We start from the raw sequence: 17360 nt of genomic DNA, 5'->3' as shown, positions 1-17360 counted from the left end.
GGGGTTCTCGCAGGTCAGCTCTCACGGTTGTCGACGACCCGCTGCAGCTTGCCGACCGAGCGCTCCAGGGTCGCCGGTTCGACGATCGTCACCTCCGCGGTGACGCCGACCGCTTCCTTGATGGCGTTGACCAGCAGAGACGGTGCGGTCTGGCGCTGGGTGGCCGTGGTGGTCTCGTCGGCTTCGACGCGCACGGTGAGATGGTCCATGCGGCCCTGCCGGGAGAGCACGAGCTGGAAGTGCGGGGACAGGCCCTCGGCCCGGACGACGAGTTCCTCGATCTGGGTGGGAAAGACGTTGACCCCGCGCAGCACGAGCATGTCGTCGCTGCGTCCGGTGATCTTGGCCATCCGGCGCATCCCGGGACGGGCCGTGCCCGGCAGCAGCCGGGTCAGGTCGCGGGTGCGGTAGCGGATGATCGGCAGCGCTTCCTTGGTCAGCGAGGTGAACACCAGTTCACCGGACTCCCCGTCGGGCAGGACCTCGCTCGTGACCGGGTCGATGACCTCGGGGTAGAAGTGGTCCTCCCAGATGTGCGGACCGTCCTTGGTCTCGACGCACTCGTTGGCCACGCCGGGCCCCATCACCTCGGACAGGCCGTAGATGTCCACGGCGTCGATGCCAGCGGCACGTTCGATCTCGGCGCGCATCTCGCTCGTCCACGGCTCGGCACCGAAGATGCCCACGCGCAGCGAGGTCTCGCGCGGGTCGATGCCCTGGCGGCGGAACTCGTCGATGAGCGTGAGCATGTAGGACGGAGTGATCATGATGATCTCGGGTTCGAAGTCCTGGATGATCCGCACCTGGCGCGCGGTCATGCCGCCGGAGGCGGGAATGACGGTGCAGCCCAGCCGTTCGGCTCCGTAGTGGGCACCCAGCCCGCCGGTGAACAGTCCGTATCCGTAGGAGACGTGCACCTTGTGGCCGGGCCGGCCGCCCGCGGCACGGATGGAGCGGGCCACCACGTCCGCCCAGACGTCCAGGTCGTGCTGGGTGTATCCGACGACGGTGGGTTGGCCGGTGGTGCCGCTGGAGGCGTGGACGCGGCGCACCTGGTCCTGGGCGACGGCGAACATGCCGAACGGGTAGTTGTCGCGCAGGTCGTGCTTGGTGGTGGTGGGAAACCTCGCCAGGTCGGCCAGGGTGCGGCAGTCCCGCGGGTGCACTCCGGCCGCGTCGAACCTGTGCCGGTAGAAGGGCACGTTGTCGTAGGCGTGCCACAGCGTCCACTGCAGCCGCTCCAGTTGCAGACCGGCGAGCCCGTCGGGGCCGAGCCGTTCCCCGCTGTCCCACGCGGAGCTGTCCCGGGTTCGGTGGGGCGAGACCGTCTCGGTCATGACGTGCCCTTTCCCTCGTCGTTGATGCTGCGGCTGTGCCCGCGGAACTCGGCGACCACGGGGCCCCGCTCGTCGCCGGAGCGGACGGTGATGTCGTAGACGCCACTGCGGCCGAAGCGGGTGCGTTCCTCGGCGCGGGCGTACAGCAGGTCGCCCTCGTAGCTCGGGGCGACGAAAGTGATCTCGGCACCGGAGGCGACCGTGACGGGGCCGTGGCTGTTGCACGCGTAGGCGAAAGCGGTGTCGGCCAGCAGGAAAACGTAGCCACCGTGGGTGATGGCGTGGCCGTTGACCATCGTGGCGGTGATGCGCAGGCGCAGCAGCGCGTTCCCGCCTGCCGCCTCGATCAGTTCGATACCCAGCGCTTTCGCGGCGTGGTCGTCGTCGTACATCGCGGCGGCAGGACCCGCGATGGCCGTTGGACCGGAGTTCACGAGCGTGGCCACCTCCCTGGTCGTGGACGCGCTCGACGCTCGTCCACAGTCATGAACTGACCGAACAGTCGGTTCGTCGAAGAAGTGTTGGACGTCACGTTCGTGGTGTCAACCCTCGACGGGAATCCGGCCGTCCGAGCGCACGGTGCGATCCGATGATTGTGCCCGGGCCGGTCTTGCGCCACAATCATTACCAACCGATCGGTCAGTAATTCGTGCGGACGACGGTGTGTCCGCCGCTGAGGAGGGAGCGAGCCGATGAGCGTGCCGCGTGGAGGGAACGAGGCGACGAGCGTACTGCGCAGTTACGTCAGCGGGCAGTGGCAGCGACCGACCGAGGACGGCACGCCCCTGCACGACGCCGTGACGGGACGGGAGGTCGCCCGGATCTCCTCGGCCGGCATCGACATGGCCGCCGCGCTCGACCACGGGCGCCGCGTCGGCGGATCCGCGTTGCGGGAACTGACCTTCCACCAGCGTGCCGCGCTGCTCAAGTCGCTGGCCTCGCACCTGCGCGAGCACCGTGAGGAGCTCTACGAGCTCTCCGCGCGCACCGGAGCGACCAAGGGCGACGCGAAGTTCGACGTCGACGGCGGTATCGGGGTGCTGTTCAGCTACTCCAGCAAGGGCCGCCGCGAGATGCCCGCGGGCAAGGTCTACGTCGAGGGCGGGCCGGAGCCGCTCGGCAAGGGCGGGACCTTCCTCGGTCGGCACATCGCCACGCCGCTGCACGGCGTCGCCGTCCAGATCAACGCCTTCAACTTCCCCGCGTGGGGACCGCTGGAAAAGCTCGCCCCCGCCTTCCTGGCCGGGGTGCCGAGCCTGATCAAACCGGCCGCTCAGACCGCCTACCTCACCCACCGGCTCGTCGAGCTCATCGTCGAGTCCGGCATCCTGCCGGAGGGGTCGGTGCAGCTGGTGTGCGGCAGCGCGGGCGATCTGCTCGACCACCTCACCGAGCAGGACCAGCTCTCGTTCACCGGATCGGCCTCCACCGCCCAACGCCTGCGCAGCCACGAGAACGTCGTGCGCAACTCGGTGCGCTTCAACGCCGAGGCCGACTCGCTGAACTGCTCGATCCTCGGTCCGGACGCCACTCCGGACACCGCGGAGTTCGAGTTGTTCGTCGAGCAGCTCGTCACCGAGATGACCGTCAAGGCCGGCCAGAAGTGCACCGCGATTCGCCGGGCCTTCGTGCCCACCGAGCTCGTGGACGACGTGATCGGCGCGGCCGCCGAGCGACTGTCGAAGATCAAGGTCGGCAGCCCGGAGAACCCCAACGTCGGAATGGGGGCGCTGGCCAGCCTCGAACAACGCGAGGAGGTGCGCCGTTCGCTCAAGGCGCTGCTGGAGGCGGGGCGGCTCGTCCACGGTGACACCCGCGAGCGCCTGGCGGTGGTCGACGCCGAGGCGGTCAACGGCGCGTTCCTGCCGCCCTTCCTGCTGCGCTGCGACGATCCGGACCGGACGCAGCCGCACGAGGTGGAGGCCTTCGGTCCGGTGAGCACCGTCATGCCGTACGAGGGGGCCGCGCACGCCGTGGAGCTGGCCCGGCGCGGACACGGCAGCCTCGTCGGCTCGGTCGTCACCGCCGACACCGACTTCGCCCGCGAGGTCGTCGTCGGCAGTGCCTCCCAGCACGGCCGGATGCTCGTGCTCAACCGGCACAACGCCGAGGAGTCCACCGGCCACGGATCACCGCTGCCCCAGCTGTTGCACGGTGGCCCCGGCCGCGCCGGTGGTGGCGAGGAACTGGGGGGCTTGAACGGAGTGCTGCACCACATGCAGCGCACGGCCGTGCAGGGAGATCCGGAGACGCTCACCGCCGTCACGGGGGAGTGGGTGCAGGGCAGCGCGCGCACCACGACCGACGTGCACCCGTTCCGCAAGCACCTGGAGGAGCTGCGGGTCGGGGACACCGTGGTGGGCGGTCCGCGCCGGGTGACGCTGGAGGACGTCGAGCACTTCGCGGAGTTCACCGGCGACACCTTCTACGCGCACACCGACGAGGAGGCCGCGGCGGCGAACCCGTTCTTCGAGGGCCGCGTGGCCCACGGCTACCTGGTGGTCTCGTTGGCCGCCGGGCTGTTCGTCTCGCCGGAGCCCGGCCCGGTGCTGGCCAACTACGGGCTGGAGAACCTGCGGTTCGTCACGCCCACCTATCCCGGTGACGAGATCACGGTGACGTTGACCGCCAAGCGCATCACCCCGCGCCACGGCGCCGACTACGGCGAGGTCCGCTGGGACGCCGACGTCACCAACCAGCACGGCGAGTCCGTGGCCAAGTACGACGTGCTGACCCTGGTCGCCAAGAAGGCCCCCGCCGAGTCCTGAGTTCCGAGGGGTGAACGGATCGTTCTGGCACTCGCACCGCCGAAACGGTCCGTTCACACCCAGGGGGTTGCGCCGGGCCGCGCGGGGGACAACAATCAGGAACTGACCGAACGGTCGGTAATTCCGGCCGCTGAGAGCAGGAGGTGTTCGCTCGTGACGGCAACGGAGGCGGTCGCCGGCGGCGAGGACGAACTGCAACGGCACTTCGACGCCACCATCGACCACGACCAGCGTGTCGAGCCGCGGGACTGGATGCCCGACGGCTACCGCGGGACCCTGGTGCGTCAGATCGCCCAGCACGCCCATTCCGAGATCATCGGTATGCAGCCGGAGGCCAACTGGATCACCCGGGCCCCGAGCCTGCGCCGCAAGGCGATCCTGCTGGCCAAGGTCCAGGACGAGGCCGGGCACGGGCTGTACCTGTACTCGGCCACCGAGACCCTCGGGGTCGATCGGACCGACCTGACGGACAAGCTCGTCGAGGGGCGGCAGAAGTACTCGTCGATCTTCAACTACCCGACGCTGAACTTCGCCGACATCGGCGTCATCGGCTGGCTGGTCGACGGCGCGGCGATCGTCAACCAGGTCCCGTTGTGCCGGTGCTCCTACGGCCCCTACGCGCGGGCGATGATCCGCGTCTGCAAGGAGGAGTCGTTCCACCAGCGGCAGGGCTACGAGCTGCTGCTGACGATGATGAGCGGCACCGACGAACAGCGCCGGATGGTCCAGGACGCCACCGACCGGTGGTGGTGGCCGTCGCTGATGATGTTCGGCCCGCCCGACGGCGACTCGCCCAACACCCGGCAGTCGATGGCCTGGGGCATCAAGCGCCACACCAACGACGAGCTGCGGCAGAAGTTCGTCGACATGACCGTGCCGCAGGCCGAGACGCTCGGCGTCACCCTGCCGGACCCCGGCCTGGCGTGGAACTCAGAACGCGGCCACCACGACTTCGGCGAGCCCGACTGGGACGAGTTCAAGCGGGTGCTGCACGGCAACGGACCGTGCAACGCCCAACGGGTCGAGCGTCGCCGCGCGGCGCGCGAGGACGGCCAGTGGGTCCGCGACGCCGCCGCCGCGTACGCGGCCAAGCAGGCGGACCGGGAGAGGGGAGCAGCGGTATGAGTGAGGAACGAACCGGGGTCACGTCGTCGTGGCCGTTGTACGAGGTGTTCGTGCGCGGCAAGCGCGGACTCAACCACGTTCACGTCGGTTCCCTGCACGCCGCCGACGAGGAGATGGCGCTGCACAACGCGCGCAATCTCTACACCCGGCGCAACGAGGGCGTGAGCATCTGGGTGGTGCGTGCCGAGGACGTCACCGCGTCCAGTCCGGACGAGAAGGACCCCTTCTTCGCCCCGAGCGCGGACAAGGTCTACCGCCACCCGACCTTCTACTCCATCCCCGACGACGTCCCGCACATGTGAGGCCACCTTGGTGGACAACGCTTACGAAGCTCTCGTGGAGAGCGAAGGAGACACCCGGTGGGCCTTCGGTACCGGGTTCGACGACCCGCTGGCCGGGGTGGACGCGACCGTGCCCGCGGGCGTCGACGGCCCGGACCTGGGCGCCTACTGCCTGATGCTCGGTGACGACGCGCTGATCCTGTCCCACCGGTTGTCCGAGTGGTGCACCCGCGCCCACGAGCTGGAGGACGAGGTCGCGCTGGCCAACATCTCCCTGGACCTGCTCGGCCAGACCAGGATGCTGCTCGCGCGGGCCGGGCAGGCCGACGGCAGCGGTCGTGACGAGGATCGGTTGGCCTACTTCCGCGACGAGGAGCACTTCCGCAACGTGCGGTTGTGCGAGCTGCCCGGCGGTGACTTCGGGCGGACGATCGCGAGGCTGCTGGTGTTCGCGAGCTGGCGGCTGGCGGCCTTCAACCGGCTGGGCGAGTCGCGGGATCCGGTGCTGGCTGCGATCGCGGCCAAGGCGGTCAAGGAGCTCACCTACCACCGCGACTACGCCGCCCGCTGGCTCGTGCGCCTCGGCGACGGCACCGACCACTCCCACCAGCGGGCGCGCGAGGGTTTGGAGGCGGTGTGGCCACTGGTCGACGAACTGTTCGAGCCTCACGACGTGGAACGCCGAATGGTCGGTGCCGGTGTCGGAGTGGACCCGGCGAGCCTGCGCGAGGAGTTCGACGCCGTCCTGGGCCAGGTACTCGAACCTGCCGGGCTGGCCACCCCCGAGACCCCGGCGATGGGCCGGGTCGGTGGGCGCGCGGGCCGCGACGGCGTGCACACCGAGCACCTCGGCTACCTGCTCGCGGAGATGCAGGGCCTCGCACGTGCACACCCGGAGGCGACATGGTGACCGTTACCCGCACCGACCCCCGGGTGATCGCCGAGAGCGTGGTCGACCCGGAGCTGCCGATGCTGACGCTGGCCGACCTCGGCGTGCTCCGCGAGGTCGCGGCCACCGGTGACCGGGTGGTCGTGACCATCACCCCGACCTACTCGGGATGCCCGGCCATCACCGAAATGCGCACCGAGCTGCATCGACGGCTGACCGAGGCCGGACATCCCGAGGTGGAGGTCCGCACCCGGCTGGACCCGCCGTGGACCACCGACTGGATCAGTGACGCGGGGCGCCGCAAGCTGGCCGAGCACGGTATCGCCCCACCCGGCCACGCACCCGAATCCGGACCGGGGCCGGTTCCGCTCCGGCTCGGACCGACGCGGCGGCACGCGCGGTGCCCGCGGTGCGAGTCGGCCGACACCGAGGAGCTCTCGGAGTTCGGGGCGACGGCGTGCAAGGCCCTGCGGCGGTGCCGCTCGTGCCTCGAACCGTTCGAGCACATGAAGGAGATCTGAGCAGTGACGTCTACAGTGGACACACCGGTGCGGAGGCGGCGGGGGTTCCACGCCCTGCGCGTGGCCGAGGTCGAGCGGCTGTGCGACGACGCCGTGGCCGTGACTCTCGACGTGCCCGACGAGTTGGGCGACGAGTTCGACTTCCGCCCGGGCCAGTCGGTGACGCTGCGCCTGCGCACCGACGAGGGTGAGCACCGGCGCTCGTACTCGATCTGCGCCCCGCGTGGCGCCAAGCCCCGCATCGGGGTGCGGCTGGTGCCCGACGGACTGTTCTCCGGTTGGCTGACCGGGGAGATCCGGGCGGGCGACGAGCTCGAGGTGCAGGCTCCGTCGGGGAGTTTCACCCCGGACCTGACGCGGTCGGCCCGGCACGTGCTCGTCGCCGCGGGCTCGGGGATCACGCCGGTGCTGTCCATCGCGGCCTCGCTGCTGGCCGACACCGACTCGCAGGTCACAGTCGTCTACGGCAATCGGCGCAGTGACACCGTCATGTTCGTCGACGAGCTCTCCGACCTCAAGGACCGCTACCCGGCTCGGCTGGAGCTCGTGCACGTGCTCTCCCGCGAGCCGCGCGAGTCCGACCTGGTCTCGGGACGGCTGGACGCCGACAAGCTGCGCGAGCTGCTGGGCACGCTCGTGCCGTGCGACGGTGACGAGCAGTGGTGGCTGTGCGGGCCGTACGGCGTGGTCACCGGAGCCCAGGAGGTTCTCGACGAGCTCGGGGTGCCGGCGGGCAACGTGCACCGCGAGCTGTTCTACGTCGACGACATCCCTCCCGAACCGGTCCGCCACGAGGAACCCGCACCCGACGGCGCGGGCGCCGAGGCCACGGTGGTTCTCGACGGGCGTTCCACCTCGCTGACGTTGCCGCGCGAGAAGCCGGTGCTCGACTCGGCCCAGCGGGTGCGCTCCGACCTGCCGTTCGCCTGCAAGGGCGGCGTCTGCGGCACCTGCCGCGCCAGGGTCACCGACGGCGAGGTGCGGATGCGTCGCAACTTCGCCCTCGAGCAGTCCGAGATCGACTCGGGTTTCGTGCTGACCTGCCAGTCCCTGCCCGTCTCCGACCACCTCACCGTCGACTACGACGCCTGAGGCGAGGTTTTCCGGCCGGCTCGTTGCGACTGCCTCGACGAGGTGAACGCGTCGTCGTGGCGGTGTGAGCGCCACGACGACGCGTTCACCCTTCGGGAGCCGGCTGGTGGTGTGGCGCGAGGGACGGCTCCCCGGGAGGGACGGAGTGACTACTCCTCTCCCCCCTCCATCTCCATTTCCTCTCCCGTGGCCTCGGCCTCCTCCTCGTCGCCCTCGAGCATCTCCGCGGCGACCATGCCGCCGACGACGCCGGCCGCACCGGCGGCGACCATGCCGCCCACACCGGGTCCGGAGCCGTGCTCCTCGTGGTGACCGTGATGTCCGCGGTGGCCGTGGACCCCGTGCTGACCACCGCCCTCGGACACGGCCTCCAACCAGCGGTTGATCTCGGCCGTCCAGTCGGTGCGCAGCGCCTCCTCGTGGTTGCGGTGGAAGCGGCCCAACGCGTCCCCGCCCGGGGTGAACAGGCCACCCCGCTTGCCGGCCTCCAGGACGACGTCGAGATCGTCCGGGCGAGCGACGAAGGTCAGCTCGATCTCCTCGAGCCGGCCCGCGAAGTGCGGCGGCGCGAAGAACTCGATCTCCTGGTAGCAGGGGAACTCCTGGTCCAGGCCGCGAATGTGACCGTGTTCGACGTCGGTTCTGCTGACCCGGGCACCCAGCGACAGCATCGCGTCCACCACCCGCTGCTGGGAATCCAGCGGCTCCACGCGGACGGGGTCGAGGTCGGACTTGTCCACGGCCTTGGCGATCGCCACCTCGGTACGCAGGCCGAGCCGCATCCCCCGCAGCTGTTCCCCGCGCACCTCCGTGATCGGAGTTTCCCAGGGCAGCGACACGGTGAACGGGATGGTCCGCTGTTCCTCGGCCCCCAGCCGCGAGCTCTCGGCCACGGTGACCCGCCGGAGCTCCATGCCCCGCTTCTCGTCGTCGCCGGTCTCGACCTCGGCGACCAGGCTCAGTTCGATCTTTTCGACGTCGGCATCGGTGTTCCCACCGCTCAGGCGCACCTCGCCGCTGAGCTGACCCCCCGGACTGGACGCGGCACCGTGGAGCACGGTGTCCACCGAGGGGGCTCCGACTCCGAACGCCTGCATCATCTTCTTGAACACCAGGGCCTCCTTCCACGTACCGTCGACTTCGGCGTGAAGTCCCGCACCCGCCGAACGCGTGGTCGATCACCCCGGTTCCCGGCGTTCGGCGATCGTTACCGTGTCGAGAGAAGTGGGATGAAGCGAGTCGCTTCACCGCCGTGAATGTGAGAATCGCGGAGTGGACAGCGTCGCGCTCAACTTGCTCCTGATCGTGGTCTTCGTGCTGCTCGGGGGCTTCTTCGCCGCCGCCGAGATCGCCCTGGTCTCGCTGCGCGAGGGGCAGGTGCGCAGACTCGCCGAGCGCGGTCGTCGAGGGGCGCGGGTGGCCAGCCTCAAGCGCGACTCCAACCGCTTCCTGTCGGCCGTGCAGATCGGTGTCACCTTCACCGGTTTCTTCGCCTCCAGCTACGGCGGTGCCACCATCGCGGCGCGCATCCAGCCCGCGCTGGCGGACTGGGGGCTGGGCGCGGGCCTGGCGGCCACCGTCTCCCTGCTGGTGGTGACCCTGTTCGTGTCCTACCTGTCGCTGGTGCTCGGGGAGCTGACCCCGAAGCGGCTGGCGCTGCAGCGGACCGAGGGCGTGGCACTGGCCACGGCGGGTGTGCTCGACAAGGTGGCGACCGTGTGCCGTCCGGCGATCTGGCTGCTGTCGAAGTCCACCAACGCCGTCGTGAGGCTGGTGGGGCTCAATCCCGCCGCTGCCGAGCAGTCGGTCAGCGAGCAGGAGCTGCGCGACATGGTGCGCACGAGCGAGCAGCTCACCGACGAGGAGCGTCGCCTGGTCTCCGACGCCTTCGAGGCCAGCGACCGCGTGCTCAGCGAGGTCATGGTTCCCCGCACGGAGGTGCACTTCCTGAGCAGCACGCTCTCGTTGGCCGAGGCGACCACCGAGATCGCGGGCAGGCCGCACTCGCGGTACCCCGTGATCGGGGAGACGGTCGACGACGTCGTCGGCTTCGTCCACGTCCGCGACCTGTTCTCCGCCACCCTCCGAGAGGACGGCGCGGCACAGACCCTCGGCCGGCTCGCCCGGCCGGTGACGGCGCTACCCGGCAGCAAGCCCATCCTGGCCGCGCTGACCCGGATGCGCGGTGGTGGCGGGCACCTCGCCGTCGTCGTCGACGAGTACGGGGGCACCGACGGCATCGTCACCGTGGAGGACCTCGTCGAGGAGGTGGTCGGCGAGATCCAGGACGAGTACGACCCGAAGCTCAGGCCGGTGCGCTCGGTGGCCGAGGGGACTTTCGAGGTCGACGGGCTCCTGCACCGCAACGAGGTCGAGGAGCAGACCGGTATCGTCCTGCCCGAGGGCTCCTACGACACGCTCGCCGGTTTCGCGCTGAGCCGGTTCGAGCGGATGCCCGCGGAGGGGGATTCAGTCGACGCTCTCGGGCACCGGTTCAGGGTGCTGTCGATGGACGGACGTCGTATCGCGCGACTGCGCGTGACCCGGCTGGACGGCACCTCCGAGGGCTCGTCCGGATAGTGCCGTGTGCGCCCGCTCGGGCGCACACGGTGGCGCGTCACTCAGCGAGGTTGGTCAGCGCCTGAGCCCGCAGGAAGTACTTGTTGGTGGCCAGATCACGCACCGTCTTGATGCCGAAAGCGTCCTGCAGGTGCTGTCCGTCGCTCTCGCTGACGCCCTGCAGCGCCGCGACGGGAGCGTCCGCGATCTCGGCGAAGTCCTTGTCCTCGTATGCCTTGTCGACCTTGGCGGTGATGTCGGCCATCCCGTGCTCCTCTCAACATTGTTCACCGAGGGTCAGTCCCGGTGAACGGTGTGTATCACCCGTTTCGGCGTGCCAACCACCCACTGTTGATCTTCTCACGGTCACCGGCAAGGTCCTCGCGACAACCTCACCCGGTGGGACCAGCCGAGCGGACCAACGGCTGGCCCCACCGGGCCACCCACCGGTCACCCGGAAGGCGATCCGCTCAGCAGAGGGACTTCGGGCTCTCGGCTTCGTTGTCGACCCCGAGTCTCTCCAGGTTCGAGACCCGGTCTCCCGCGGGGATGTCCACGGCGCCGCCCCAGCCGACGTCGGCGTGCGGTCGCACCGTGCAGGACGTCCTGTTCTTGACCGAGGAGATCTCGTCGTCGCCGTCCCACCCGTCGATTTCGCGGCTGCTGCAGTTCGACGGGGACACGTTGGTGCGGAGGCTTCCCGAACATCCCGGGTCCTCCCGGCCGAGGAGGTTTCCCGGAATCCGCGCGTCGACCCCGACTCGGGAGCGGCGCTCGCGGCGCCGGAGAACGCGAGCGCGAACGCCGCGGTGACTCCCGGCAATGAGGTGGCTTTCCGGGTGGAACTCCTCTTTGCCCTTCGCTCGTCGCGCGGGTCCCCGGGGGAGCCGGGCCCGCTCGGTCGAGACGCGCACCGGTTACGTGCCTCGACCGAGCGGACATCACCACGGCACGAGGATCGAGAAATTCACCCCGGTTCCCCTTGTGCCGGTCCCGACCAGGACCGTCCACGGGACGGGAAGTCGTCCGCCTCCGCACGGGTGAAACCCTCGACCCTTTCGGCGGACGAACGCTGCGCAAGAACGAAGCGAAACAGGAACACCCGGACGGGTTCGCACTTGTTCGCGGATTTCTTCGAGTGTCCCGGGCCGGGAGTGGTCGTCGTCGCGTATGCGACAGCCCTCTCGCGCTGACCGTCCCGTGCCGGACCGGCCGGGCTCAGCCTTCGGCGTAGACCAAGTCGCCGAGCACGACCGTGGCGGCGCCGCCGGTGGTCTCGGCCAGCCAGGCCTGGAAAGTCGTCACGTCGGAGTCGTCGACGTGCACCTCGAACCGAACCCGGTCGGTGTAGTCCACGTCGGCCAGGTGGTACCTCGAAGTGCGCAGGTCGTTCTCGAGCCTGCCCGCGGCCCGGTGGTCCACCGTGGTCGTCACGATCCGCACCGGCCGCCGCTCGACGAGCCCGACGTGGTCGAGCCCCTCGGACACGGCACCGCCGTAGGCGCGGGTCAGTCCACCCGCCCCCAGCAGCACACCACCGAAGTAGCGCGAGACCACCGCGACGGTGTTGGTGACGGAGTTGCGGCGCAGTACTTCCAGCATCGGTGCCCCGGCGGTGCCCGCGGGCTCCCCGTCGTCGCTGGACTTCTGGTTCTGGCCGTCGTCGCCCAGGACGTAGGCCGAGCAGTGATGCCGCGCGTCGTGATGGATCCTGCGCCGTTGCCGCACGAAATCGCGTGCCCGCTCCTCGTCGGTCACGCGTTCCAGGGCGCACAGGAACCGGGACTTCTTCGCCTCCAGTTCGTGGAAACCCGACTGCCTGATCGTGTACATGCACGTCCTTCCCGTCGCGGCCATCGTCGCGCGACACCCGGACGACGACACCGTGGACACGGTGCGTAGTGATTCCCGTCACGAACGGCTTGCATCGGCCTCGTGCGCACGAACAGTATCCCCGGTTATCAACTTCGCTGGTCACGGGTTTAACGGGACTTTCACCCGGACGCGGTTTTTCGTTATGTTCGGAGGACACGTACCGTCCACTCCTATGGAGCAGTCATCGAGTCCGTTGGAACCCGGGACGCGCGTGCGCGCATCGTTCGGTCGGTTTCGTGATCAGACCGGGACGGTGATCGAGACCGCCAGCGGTCTTCCGGACGTCTTCGACGGCCCTGTGCTGTGGGTCCGGTTCGATGGCGACGAGGAACCGGGGTTGGTTGCCGGTCGTTTCCTCGAAGCCGCGGTCTGATGCCCGGCCGCAGTCCTCGCGGAGGCGCTCTGCGCCGGGGGGCCGCCCGTAACCCGGCCACCGCCCCACGGAGGCTCTCCGCGCCGCGGATGTTTCGGTAACCCGGCCTACCGCCCCGGCACCCGGTCAGCCTACCCCACGGGGGTGAGACCGCTCACCTCCGTGGGGTGCTGTGACGGAGGGTAACTCGTCAGCGCCCCTCACCGCGTGGCTAAAATGCCCATGCAGCTGGAGACGCGAGCGGTTCGGATGGAGATCGATGCGAGTTCTCGTCATCGGGGGCGGCATCGGAGGACTCGCCGCCGCCAAGGGGCTGCTCGACCGGGGACACGAGGTCCGGGTCTACGAACACGCCGAATCGCTGCGCGAGGGCGGTGCCGGGGTCACCATCTGGAGCAACGGCACGGCGGCGCTGCGCGACATGGGGGTCTCGCTCGACGGCGTCGGGCGGAGCCTGCACAGCCTGCGCTCGCTGACCGGCAACGGCAGGTTGCTGTGGGAGGCAGACCTCGACGAGGTGACCGAGCGGCTCGGCTCCCCCACCATCGAGGTCCCGCGCCGTTCGCTGCTGCTGCGACTGGCCGAGACGCTGCCCGCCGACGTCTTCCGGTTCGGTCGGCGCTGCACGGACGTGCGCGAGTGCTCCGACCACGTCGTCGCCGAGTTCGCCGACGGAACATCCACCACCGGTGACGTTCTCATCGGCGCCGACGGACAGCGGTCCGTGGTGCGGCGCAGGGTGCTCGGTGGTGAACCGGCCAGACTGACCGGCTGGGCGAGCTGGCAGGGACTGACCCGCAGCGACCTGTCGCTGGCCCACGGGTACCAGACGCTCAACATCGCCGGCAGGGACGGACACTGCGGCCTCATCCCCGCCGGGGACGGACTGCTGCACTGGTGGTTCGACATGCCGTGGCGAGAGGGGCACCCGGAGCTGTCCGTGGCCGATCTGCGCGAGGCGTTCGCCGACTGGCCCGATCCGGTCGGACCGCTGCTGGCCTCGGTCACCGACGACGATCTCGGTTTCTTCCCGCACATTCGCCACCAGGTCCCGAAGTGGTGGGGCGGGTCACGCACGACGCTGATAGGGGACGCGGTGCACGCCATGCCCCCCGCGGTGGCCCAGGCCGCGAACCAGACCCTGGAGGACGCCTGGGTACTGTCCTGCTCGCTGTCGGACACCGGCGCGGCGCCCGGGGCCATGCTGCGCGCTTATGAACGTCAGCGGCGTCCTCGCGTGGCGAAAGTGTCGCGGACGGCCGCACTCACCTCGGCCCAGCGCCGCACACCACTGCAGCGGCTGGGGAGGTTCCCGAAGTCGATCGCCACCCGCAGTCAGGTGGCCTCGTTGCGCTCCGGCAGCAACGTGCTTCGCGGACTCACCCCGGCGCCGAACGTCCGCATGGCGTGAGGGGGTCCCGGGCACTTGGGGCTACCCAGTTTCGCGCGAAACTGGGTAGCCCCTGAATCTTCTACGGCGGTTAGTTCGGCCCACCGGCCTCACGCGCCGAGCACGTCCGGGTCGGGGCCGACACGGTTACCGGTGTGCATTCCGCCGATCACGGTCATGTCGTCCTCGGCGAGCTCGAAGTCGAAGACGTCGATGTTCTCGCGCACCCGCACCGGGGTGGCCGACTTGGGGATCACCACGTTGCCGAGCTGGAGGTGCCAACGCAGCACGATCTGCGCCGGGCTCTTGTCGTACTTGGCCGCCAGCGAGGTCAACGTGGCGTTCTCCAGCAGGCCCTTGCCCTGTCCGATCGGGCTCCACGCCTCGGTGGCGATGCCGTGCTCGGCGTGGAAGGACCGCAGGTCGGACTGCTGCAGGTTCGGGTGCAGCTCGATCTGGTTGAGTGCAGGGGTCACGTCGGTCTCCTCGAACAACCGGCGCAGGTGCGGGATCTGGAAGTTGGACACGCCGATGGACTTGACGCGGCCGTCGGCGTGCAGCTTCTCCAGCGCCTTCCACGTCTCGACGTAGGCGTCCTGGCCCGGCAGCGGCCAGTGGATCAGGTACAGGTCCACGTAGTCGAGGCCGAGCTTGCCCAGACTCTCGTCGAAGGCCCGCAGCGCGTTGTCGTGGCCGTGGCTGTCGTTCCACAGCTTGGTGGTCACGAACAGGTCCTCGCGGGCCACGCCGGACTCGGCGATGGCCCTGCCGACGCCCTCCTCGTTGCCGTAGGCGGCAGCGGTGTCGATGCTGCGGTACCCGGACTCGATCGCGGTGCGCACCGGCTCCACGACGTCGTCGGACGGGATCTGGAAGACACCGAAGCCGAGCTGAGGAATGCGTGCGCCCGTGTTCAGCGTGATGGTCGGAACCTGGGTCATGAAGAAGTTCCTTTGCGAGACGTTCGGCCTGGACGGTGACACCCCTGTCGATCTCGGGGCCCTGTTCGTGCCAACCACGGAGGCCGACACGGGATTCCGTGGCGTGTCCTCCGCCACATCGTAGTCGCCTGTGCTCGGTGAATCGGTGGCCCCGACGCGGCGGGGCCACCTGATGTCACCTCGTGTGGGTCGACGTGGTGACTTCCGCGTCGATCTCCCTGCGGTGGCTGGCCACGACCTCGGAGGAGACGGGAGCCCGGTGGTCCAGCCAGCCGGAGAGCACGGCGAAGCCGAGACCGACCATCGCCAGCAGCGCGCCCACCCAGCTGGGGGCGACCAGTCCGAACCCACCGGCGATGACCAGCCCGCCGAGGTAGGCACCCAGCGAGTTGGCGATGTTGAACGTGGACTGGATGCTGGCCGAACCCAGCGCCGGGGCCTCCTTGGCCTGGTCGAGGATCCGGGCCTGGATGCTCGGGATCGCGGCGAAGCCGCAGACGCCGACCAGGAACACGTTGACCGCCGCGAGCGCCATGCTGTTCGCCGTGAACAGGAACCCGGTCAGCGCCACGGCCAACGCGGGCAGGAACACGTACAGCGTGCGCATGGGCGAACGGTCGGCGAGTCGCCCACCGAGGATCGTGCCGACGGTCATGCCGATGCCGAACAGCGCCAGCAGCAGCGTGGTCGCGGTCTCGGTGTAGCCGGTCACCTCGATCAGCAGCGGCTGGATGTAGCTGTAGAAGGAGAACGTCGCGGCGAAGCCGAAGACCACCACGGCGAAGGCCAACCACACCTGCGGCCGCTTGAACGCCGTCAGCTCCGTGCGCAGGCTGACCTCGGTGGGCTTGGGCTGCCGGGGGACCAGCGCGGCCACGGCCAGCAGCGCGACCAGGCCGATCGCGGACACGAGCACGAACGTCCAGCGCCAGCCCATCGTCTGGCCGAGCAGGGTGCCGACCGGGACGCCGACGATGTTGGCCACGGTCAGTCCGACGAACATCATGGAGATGGCACGGCCGCGCTTGTCGTTGCTGACCAGGCTGGCGGCGACGACGGCACCGATACCGAAGAAGGTCCCGTGCGGCAGGCCCGCGATGAACCGCGCGCCCAGCAGCGTCTCGTGGGTGGGTGCCAGCGCCGTGAGCATGTTGCCGACGACGAACAGCCCCATCATGCTCAGCAGCATCGTCTTGCGGCGCACGCGCATCCCCGACATCGTCAGCAGTGGTGCGCCGATCACCACGCCGAGCGCGTACAGCGAGATGTAACCGCCCGCCGCCGAGGTCGACACGTTCATGGCGTCGCCGACGTTGGGCAACAGCCCCATCATCACGAATTCCGTGGTGCCGATGCCGAAGGCGGCCACGGCGAGGGCGAACAGGGCAATAGGCAAGTGTGTCTCCTCGGATGCGGGCCGTACCAGGTGTGGTGGGCTCCATCGCCCCAGACCGGGAGGCGGCGTGTCGTGCCCGCTGCTCCCCAGACAACTTCAACCGTAGCGGCGGCGGCACTGTTCCTGTATCGGTTATGAACCGACTCACGGGCGTGACGACGAAGTTCCCTCGTCCGGAGTAGGGCCGTCCCGGGGGCGATGCGTGGAGTTCTCGGTCGGTTCACCGAATCGACCGCTTCCGGCATCCCGCGGCCGTACCTCGAGGACATGAGCCCCTCGGTGATCGGGGAAGAAGTTCGCGCGGTCGAGGTCGAGCACGGGTGCTTCTACTTCGGGAACTGGCCGCAGGACACCGGATCGGATCCTTTTGAGGTCGAAGAATCAGCCAGCTCCATCATGGCTTATGCCGACGAGGGGATCGGTTTCTTCAGCGAGTGCGGGGACGAGGACGACGTAGCCCGGGTGCTGTTGCGTTTCCTCGATCAGCAGCCGGAGCAGGAGGATGATCAGGCCGCGTACGGCGAGTTCGTGATCTCTGATGGCGATGAGCTCGCGTTGGCCACGTTGATGATGGCTCCCAGCCCGACGATCGAGCCTCCTTTTCGGGGTAAAGCCGGGGTTCGCGTCGTGCGCATTCCCTCGGTGCAGCAGCCGCCGTGGGTGGAGATGGAGGGCGACACGCACCCGGTCAGTGAGGACTGGGTCGTCGAGATCTGGCCGTCGGGTGGCTGCTTCGTGGGCACCACGGTTTCGCGTGCGGTGGTATGAAGCGGTGCCCGCCGTCGGGGAGGTGGGCACCGCTTCGGTGGGCCG

Annotated in this window: 17 protein-coding genes; 9 read left to right on the top strand and 8 right to left on the bottom strand. The window is 69.3% G+C overall.

Annotation, left to right across the window (positions count from 1 at the left end):
* Positions 1-14 precede the first annotated feature (14 nt).
* A complete protein-coding gene (gene paaK / locus FHX42_RS22350; protein WP_182546408.1) occupies positions 15-1337 on the bottom strand; it encodes a phenylacetate--CoA ligase PaaK in 1323 nt (440 codons plus the stop codon).
* A complete protein-coding gene (paaI, locus tag FHX42_RS22345; RefSeq protein ID WP_182546530.1) occupies positions 1334-1729 on the bottom strand; it encodes a hydroxyphenylacetyl-CoA thioesterase PaaI in 396 nt (131 codons plus the stop codon). The genes paaK and paaI overlap by 4 nt, the downstream gene beginning before the upstream one ends.
* A 300-nt stretch (positions 1730-2029) precedes the next feature.
* Between paaI and paaZ the strand changes: the two genes are divergently transcribed.
* From paaZ to paaE, 6 genes are all read left to right on the top strand, one after another.
* Positions 2030-4105 (top strand): phenylacetic acid degradation bifunctional protein PaaZ, encoded by a 2076-nt coding sequence (gene paaZ, locus FHX42_RS22340; protein ID WP_182546407.1) that lies wholly within the window; start codon positions 2030-2032, stop codon positions 4103-4105.
* Between the two features lie 153 nt (positions 4106-4258).
* Positions 4259-5230 carry a 1,2-phenylacetyl-CoA epoxidase subunit PaaA gene (gene paaA, locus FHX42_RS22335; RefSeq protein ID WP_182546406.1) on the top strand — a complete coding sequence of 324 codons (972 nt, stop codon included), beginning with the start codon at positions 4259-4261 and terminating at the stop codon, positions 5228-5230.
* On the top strand, positions 5227-5532 hold the full coding sequence (paaB, locus tag FHX42_RS22330; RefSeq protein WP_182546405.1) for a 1,2-phenylacetyl-CoA epoxidase subunit PaaB: 306 nt from the start codon (positions 5227-5229) through the stop codon (positions 5530-5532). The genes paaA and paaB overlap by 4 nt, the downstream gene beginning before the upstream one ends.
* A gap of 34 nt (positions 5533-5566) precedes the next feature.
* A complete protein-coding gene (gene paaC / locus FHX42_RS22325) occupies positions 5567-6421 on the top strand; it encodes a 1,2-phenylacetyl-CoA epoxidase subunit PaaC (protein ID WP_328796663.1) in 855 nt (284 codons plus the stop codon).
* Positions 6415-6921 (top strand): 1,2-phenylacetyl-CoA epoxidase subunit PaaD, encoded by a 507-nt coding sequence (gene paaD, locus FHX42_RS22320; protein WP_182546403.1) that lies wholly within the window; start codon positions 6415-6417, stop codon positions 6919-6921. The genes paaC and paaD overlap by 7 nt, the downstream gene beginning before the upstream one ends.
* A 3-nt stretch (positions 6922-6924) precedes the next feature.
* The gene (paaE, locus tag FHX42_RS22315) at positions 6925-8013 is read left to right on the top strand and encodes a 1,2-phenylacetyl-CoA epoxidase subunit PaaE (RefSeq protein ID WP_328796662.1); all 1089 of its coding nucleotides are present in this window, start codon (positions 6925-6927) and stop codon (positions 8011-8013) included.
* Between the two features lie 149 nt (positions 8014-8162).
* Here the strand turns inward: paaE and FHX42_RS22310 are convergent, their stop codons facing one another.
* Positions 8163-9125 (bottom strand): sporulation protein, encoded by a 963-nt coding sequence (locus FHX42_RS22310; protein WP_182546402.1) that lies wholly within the window; start codon positions 9123-9125, stop codon positions 8163-8165.
* 160 nt (positions 9126-9285) lie between these two features.
* On the opposite strand from FHX42_RS22310, the gene FHX42_RS22305 reads away from it, so the two are divergent.
* Positions 9286-10593, top strand: a complete 1308-nt coding sequence (locus FHX42_RS22305; protein WP_182546401.1) for a hemolysin family protein — start codon at positions 9286-9288, stop codon at positions 10591-10593.
* A 37-nt stretch (positions 10594-10630) separates the two neighbouring features.
* Here FHX42_RS22305 and FHX42_RS22300 read toward each other — a convergent pair whose 3' ends face one another.
* The 3 genes from FHX42_RS22300 to FHX42_RS22290 form a co-directional block, all read right to left on the bottom strand.
* On the bottom strand, positions 10631-10837 hold the full coding sequence (locus FHX42_RS22300) for a hypothetical protein (protein ID WP_182546400.1): 207 nt from the start codon (positions 10835-10837) through the stop codon (positions 10631-10633).
* A 205-nt stretch (positions 10838-11042) separates the two neighbouring features.
* Entirely contained in the window at positions 11043-11255 is a 213-nt protein-coding gene (locus FHX42_RS22295; protein WP_182546399.1) for a hypothetical protein, read from the bottom strand.
* 535 nt (positions 11256-11790) lie between these two features.
* Positions 11791-12405, bottom strand: coding sequence for a YigZ family protein (locus tag FHX42_RS22290; protein WP_182546398.1), 615 nt, complete (start codon positions 12403-12405; stop codon positions 11791-11793).
* Positions 12406-13079: 674 nt separating this feature from the next.
* On the opposite strand from FHX42_RS22290, the gene FHX42_RS22280 reads away from it, so the two are divergent.
* Positions 13080-14231, top strand: coding sequence for an FAD-dependent monooxygenase (locus tag FHX42_RS22280; protein WP_182546396.1), 1152 nt, complete (start codon positions 13080-13082; stop codon positions 14229-14231).
* An 89-nt stretch (positions 14232-14320) separates the two neighbouring features.
* On the opposite strand, the gene FHX42_RS22275 is transcribed toward FHX42_RS22280, so the two are convergent.
* Both FHX42_RS22275 and FHX42_RS22270 read right to left on the bottom strand, forming a co-directional pair.
* A complete protein-coding gene (locus FHX42_RS22275; protein ID WP_182546395.1) occupies positions 14321-15151 on the bottom strand; it encodes an aldo/keto reductase in 831 nt (276 codons plus the stop codon).
* A 175-nt stretch (positions 15152-15326) separates the two neighbouring features.
* Positions 15327-16547 carry an MFS transporter gene (locus FHX42_RS22270; RefSeq protein WP_182546394.1) on the bottom strand — a complete coding sequence of 407 codons (1221 nt, stop codon included), beginning with the start codon at positions 16545-16547 and terminating at the stop codon, positions 15327-15329.
* Positions 16548-16814: 267 nt separating this feature from the next.
* Here FHX42_RS22270 and FHX42_RS22265 point away from each other — a divergent pair, with 267 nt between their 5' ends.
* Positions 16815-17315: a hypothetical protein gene (locus FHX42_RS22265; RefSeq protein ID WP_220480700.1), complete on the top strand. Its 501-nt coding sequence runs from the start codon at positions 16815-16817 to the stop codon at positions 17313-17315.
* Positions 17316-17360: the final 45 nt, after the last annotated feature.

The sequence above is a fragment of the Halosaccharopolyspora lacisalsi genome (assembly GCF_014137975.1).
GTDB lineage: Bacteria > Actinomycetota > Actinomycetes > Mycobacteriales > Pseudonocardiaceae > Halosaccharopolyspora > Halosaccharopolyspora lacisalsi.
This window is presented reverse-complemented; position numbering and strand designations above follow the sequence as displayed.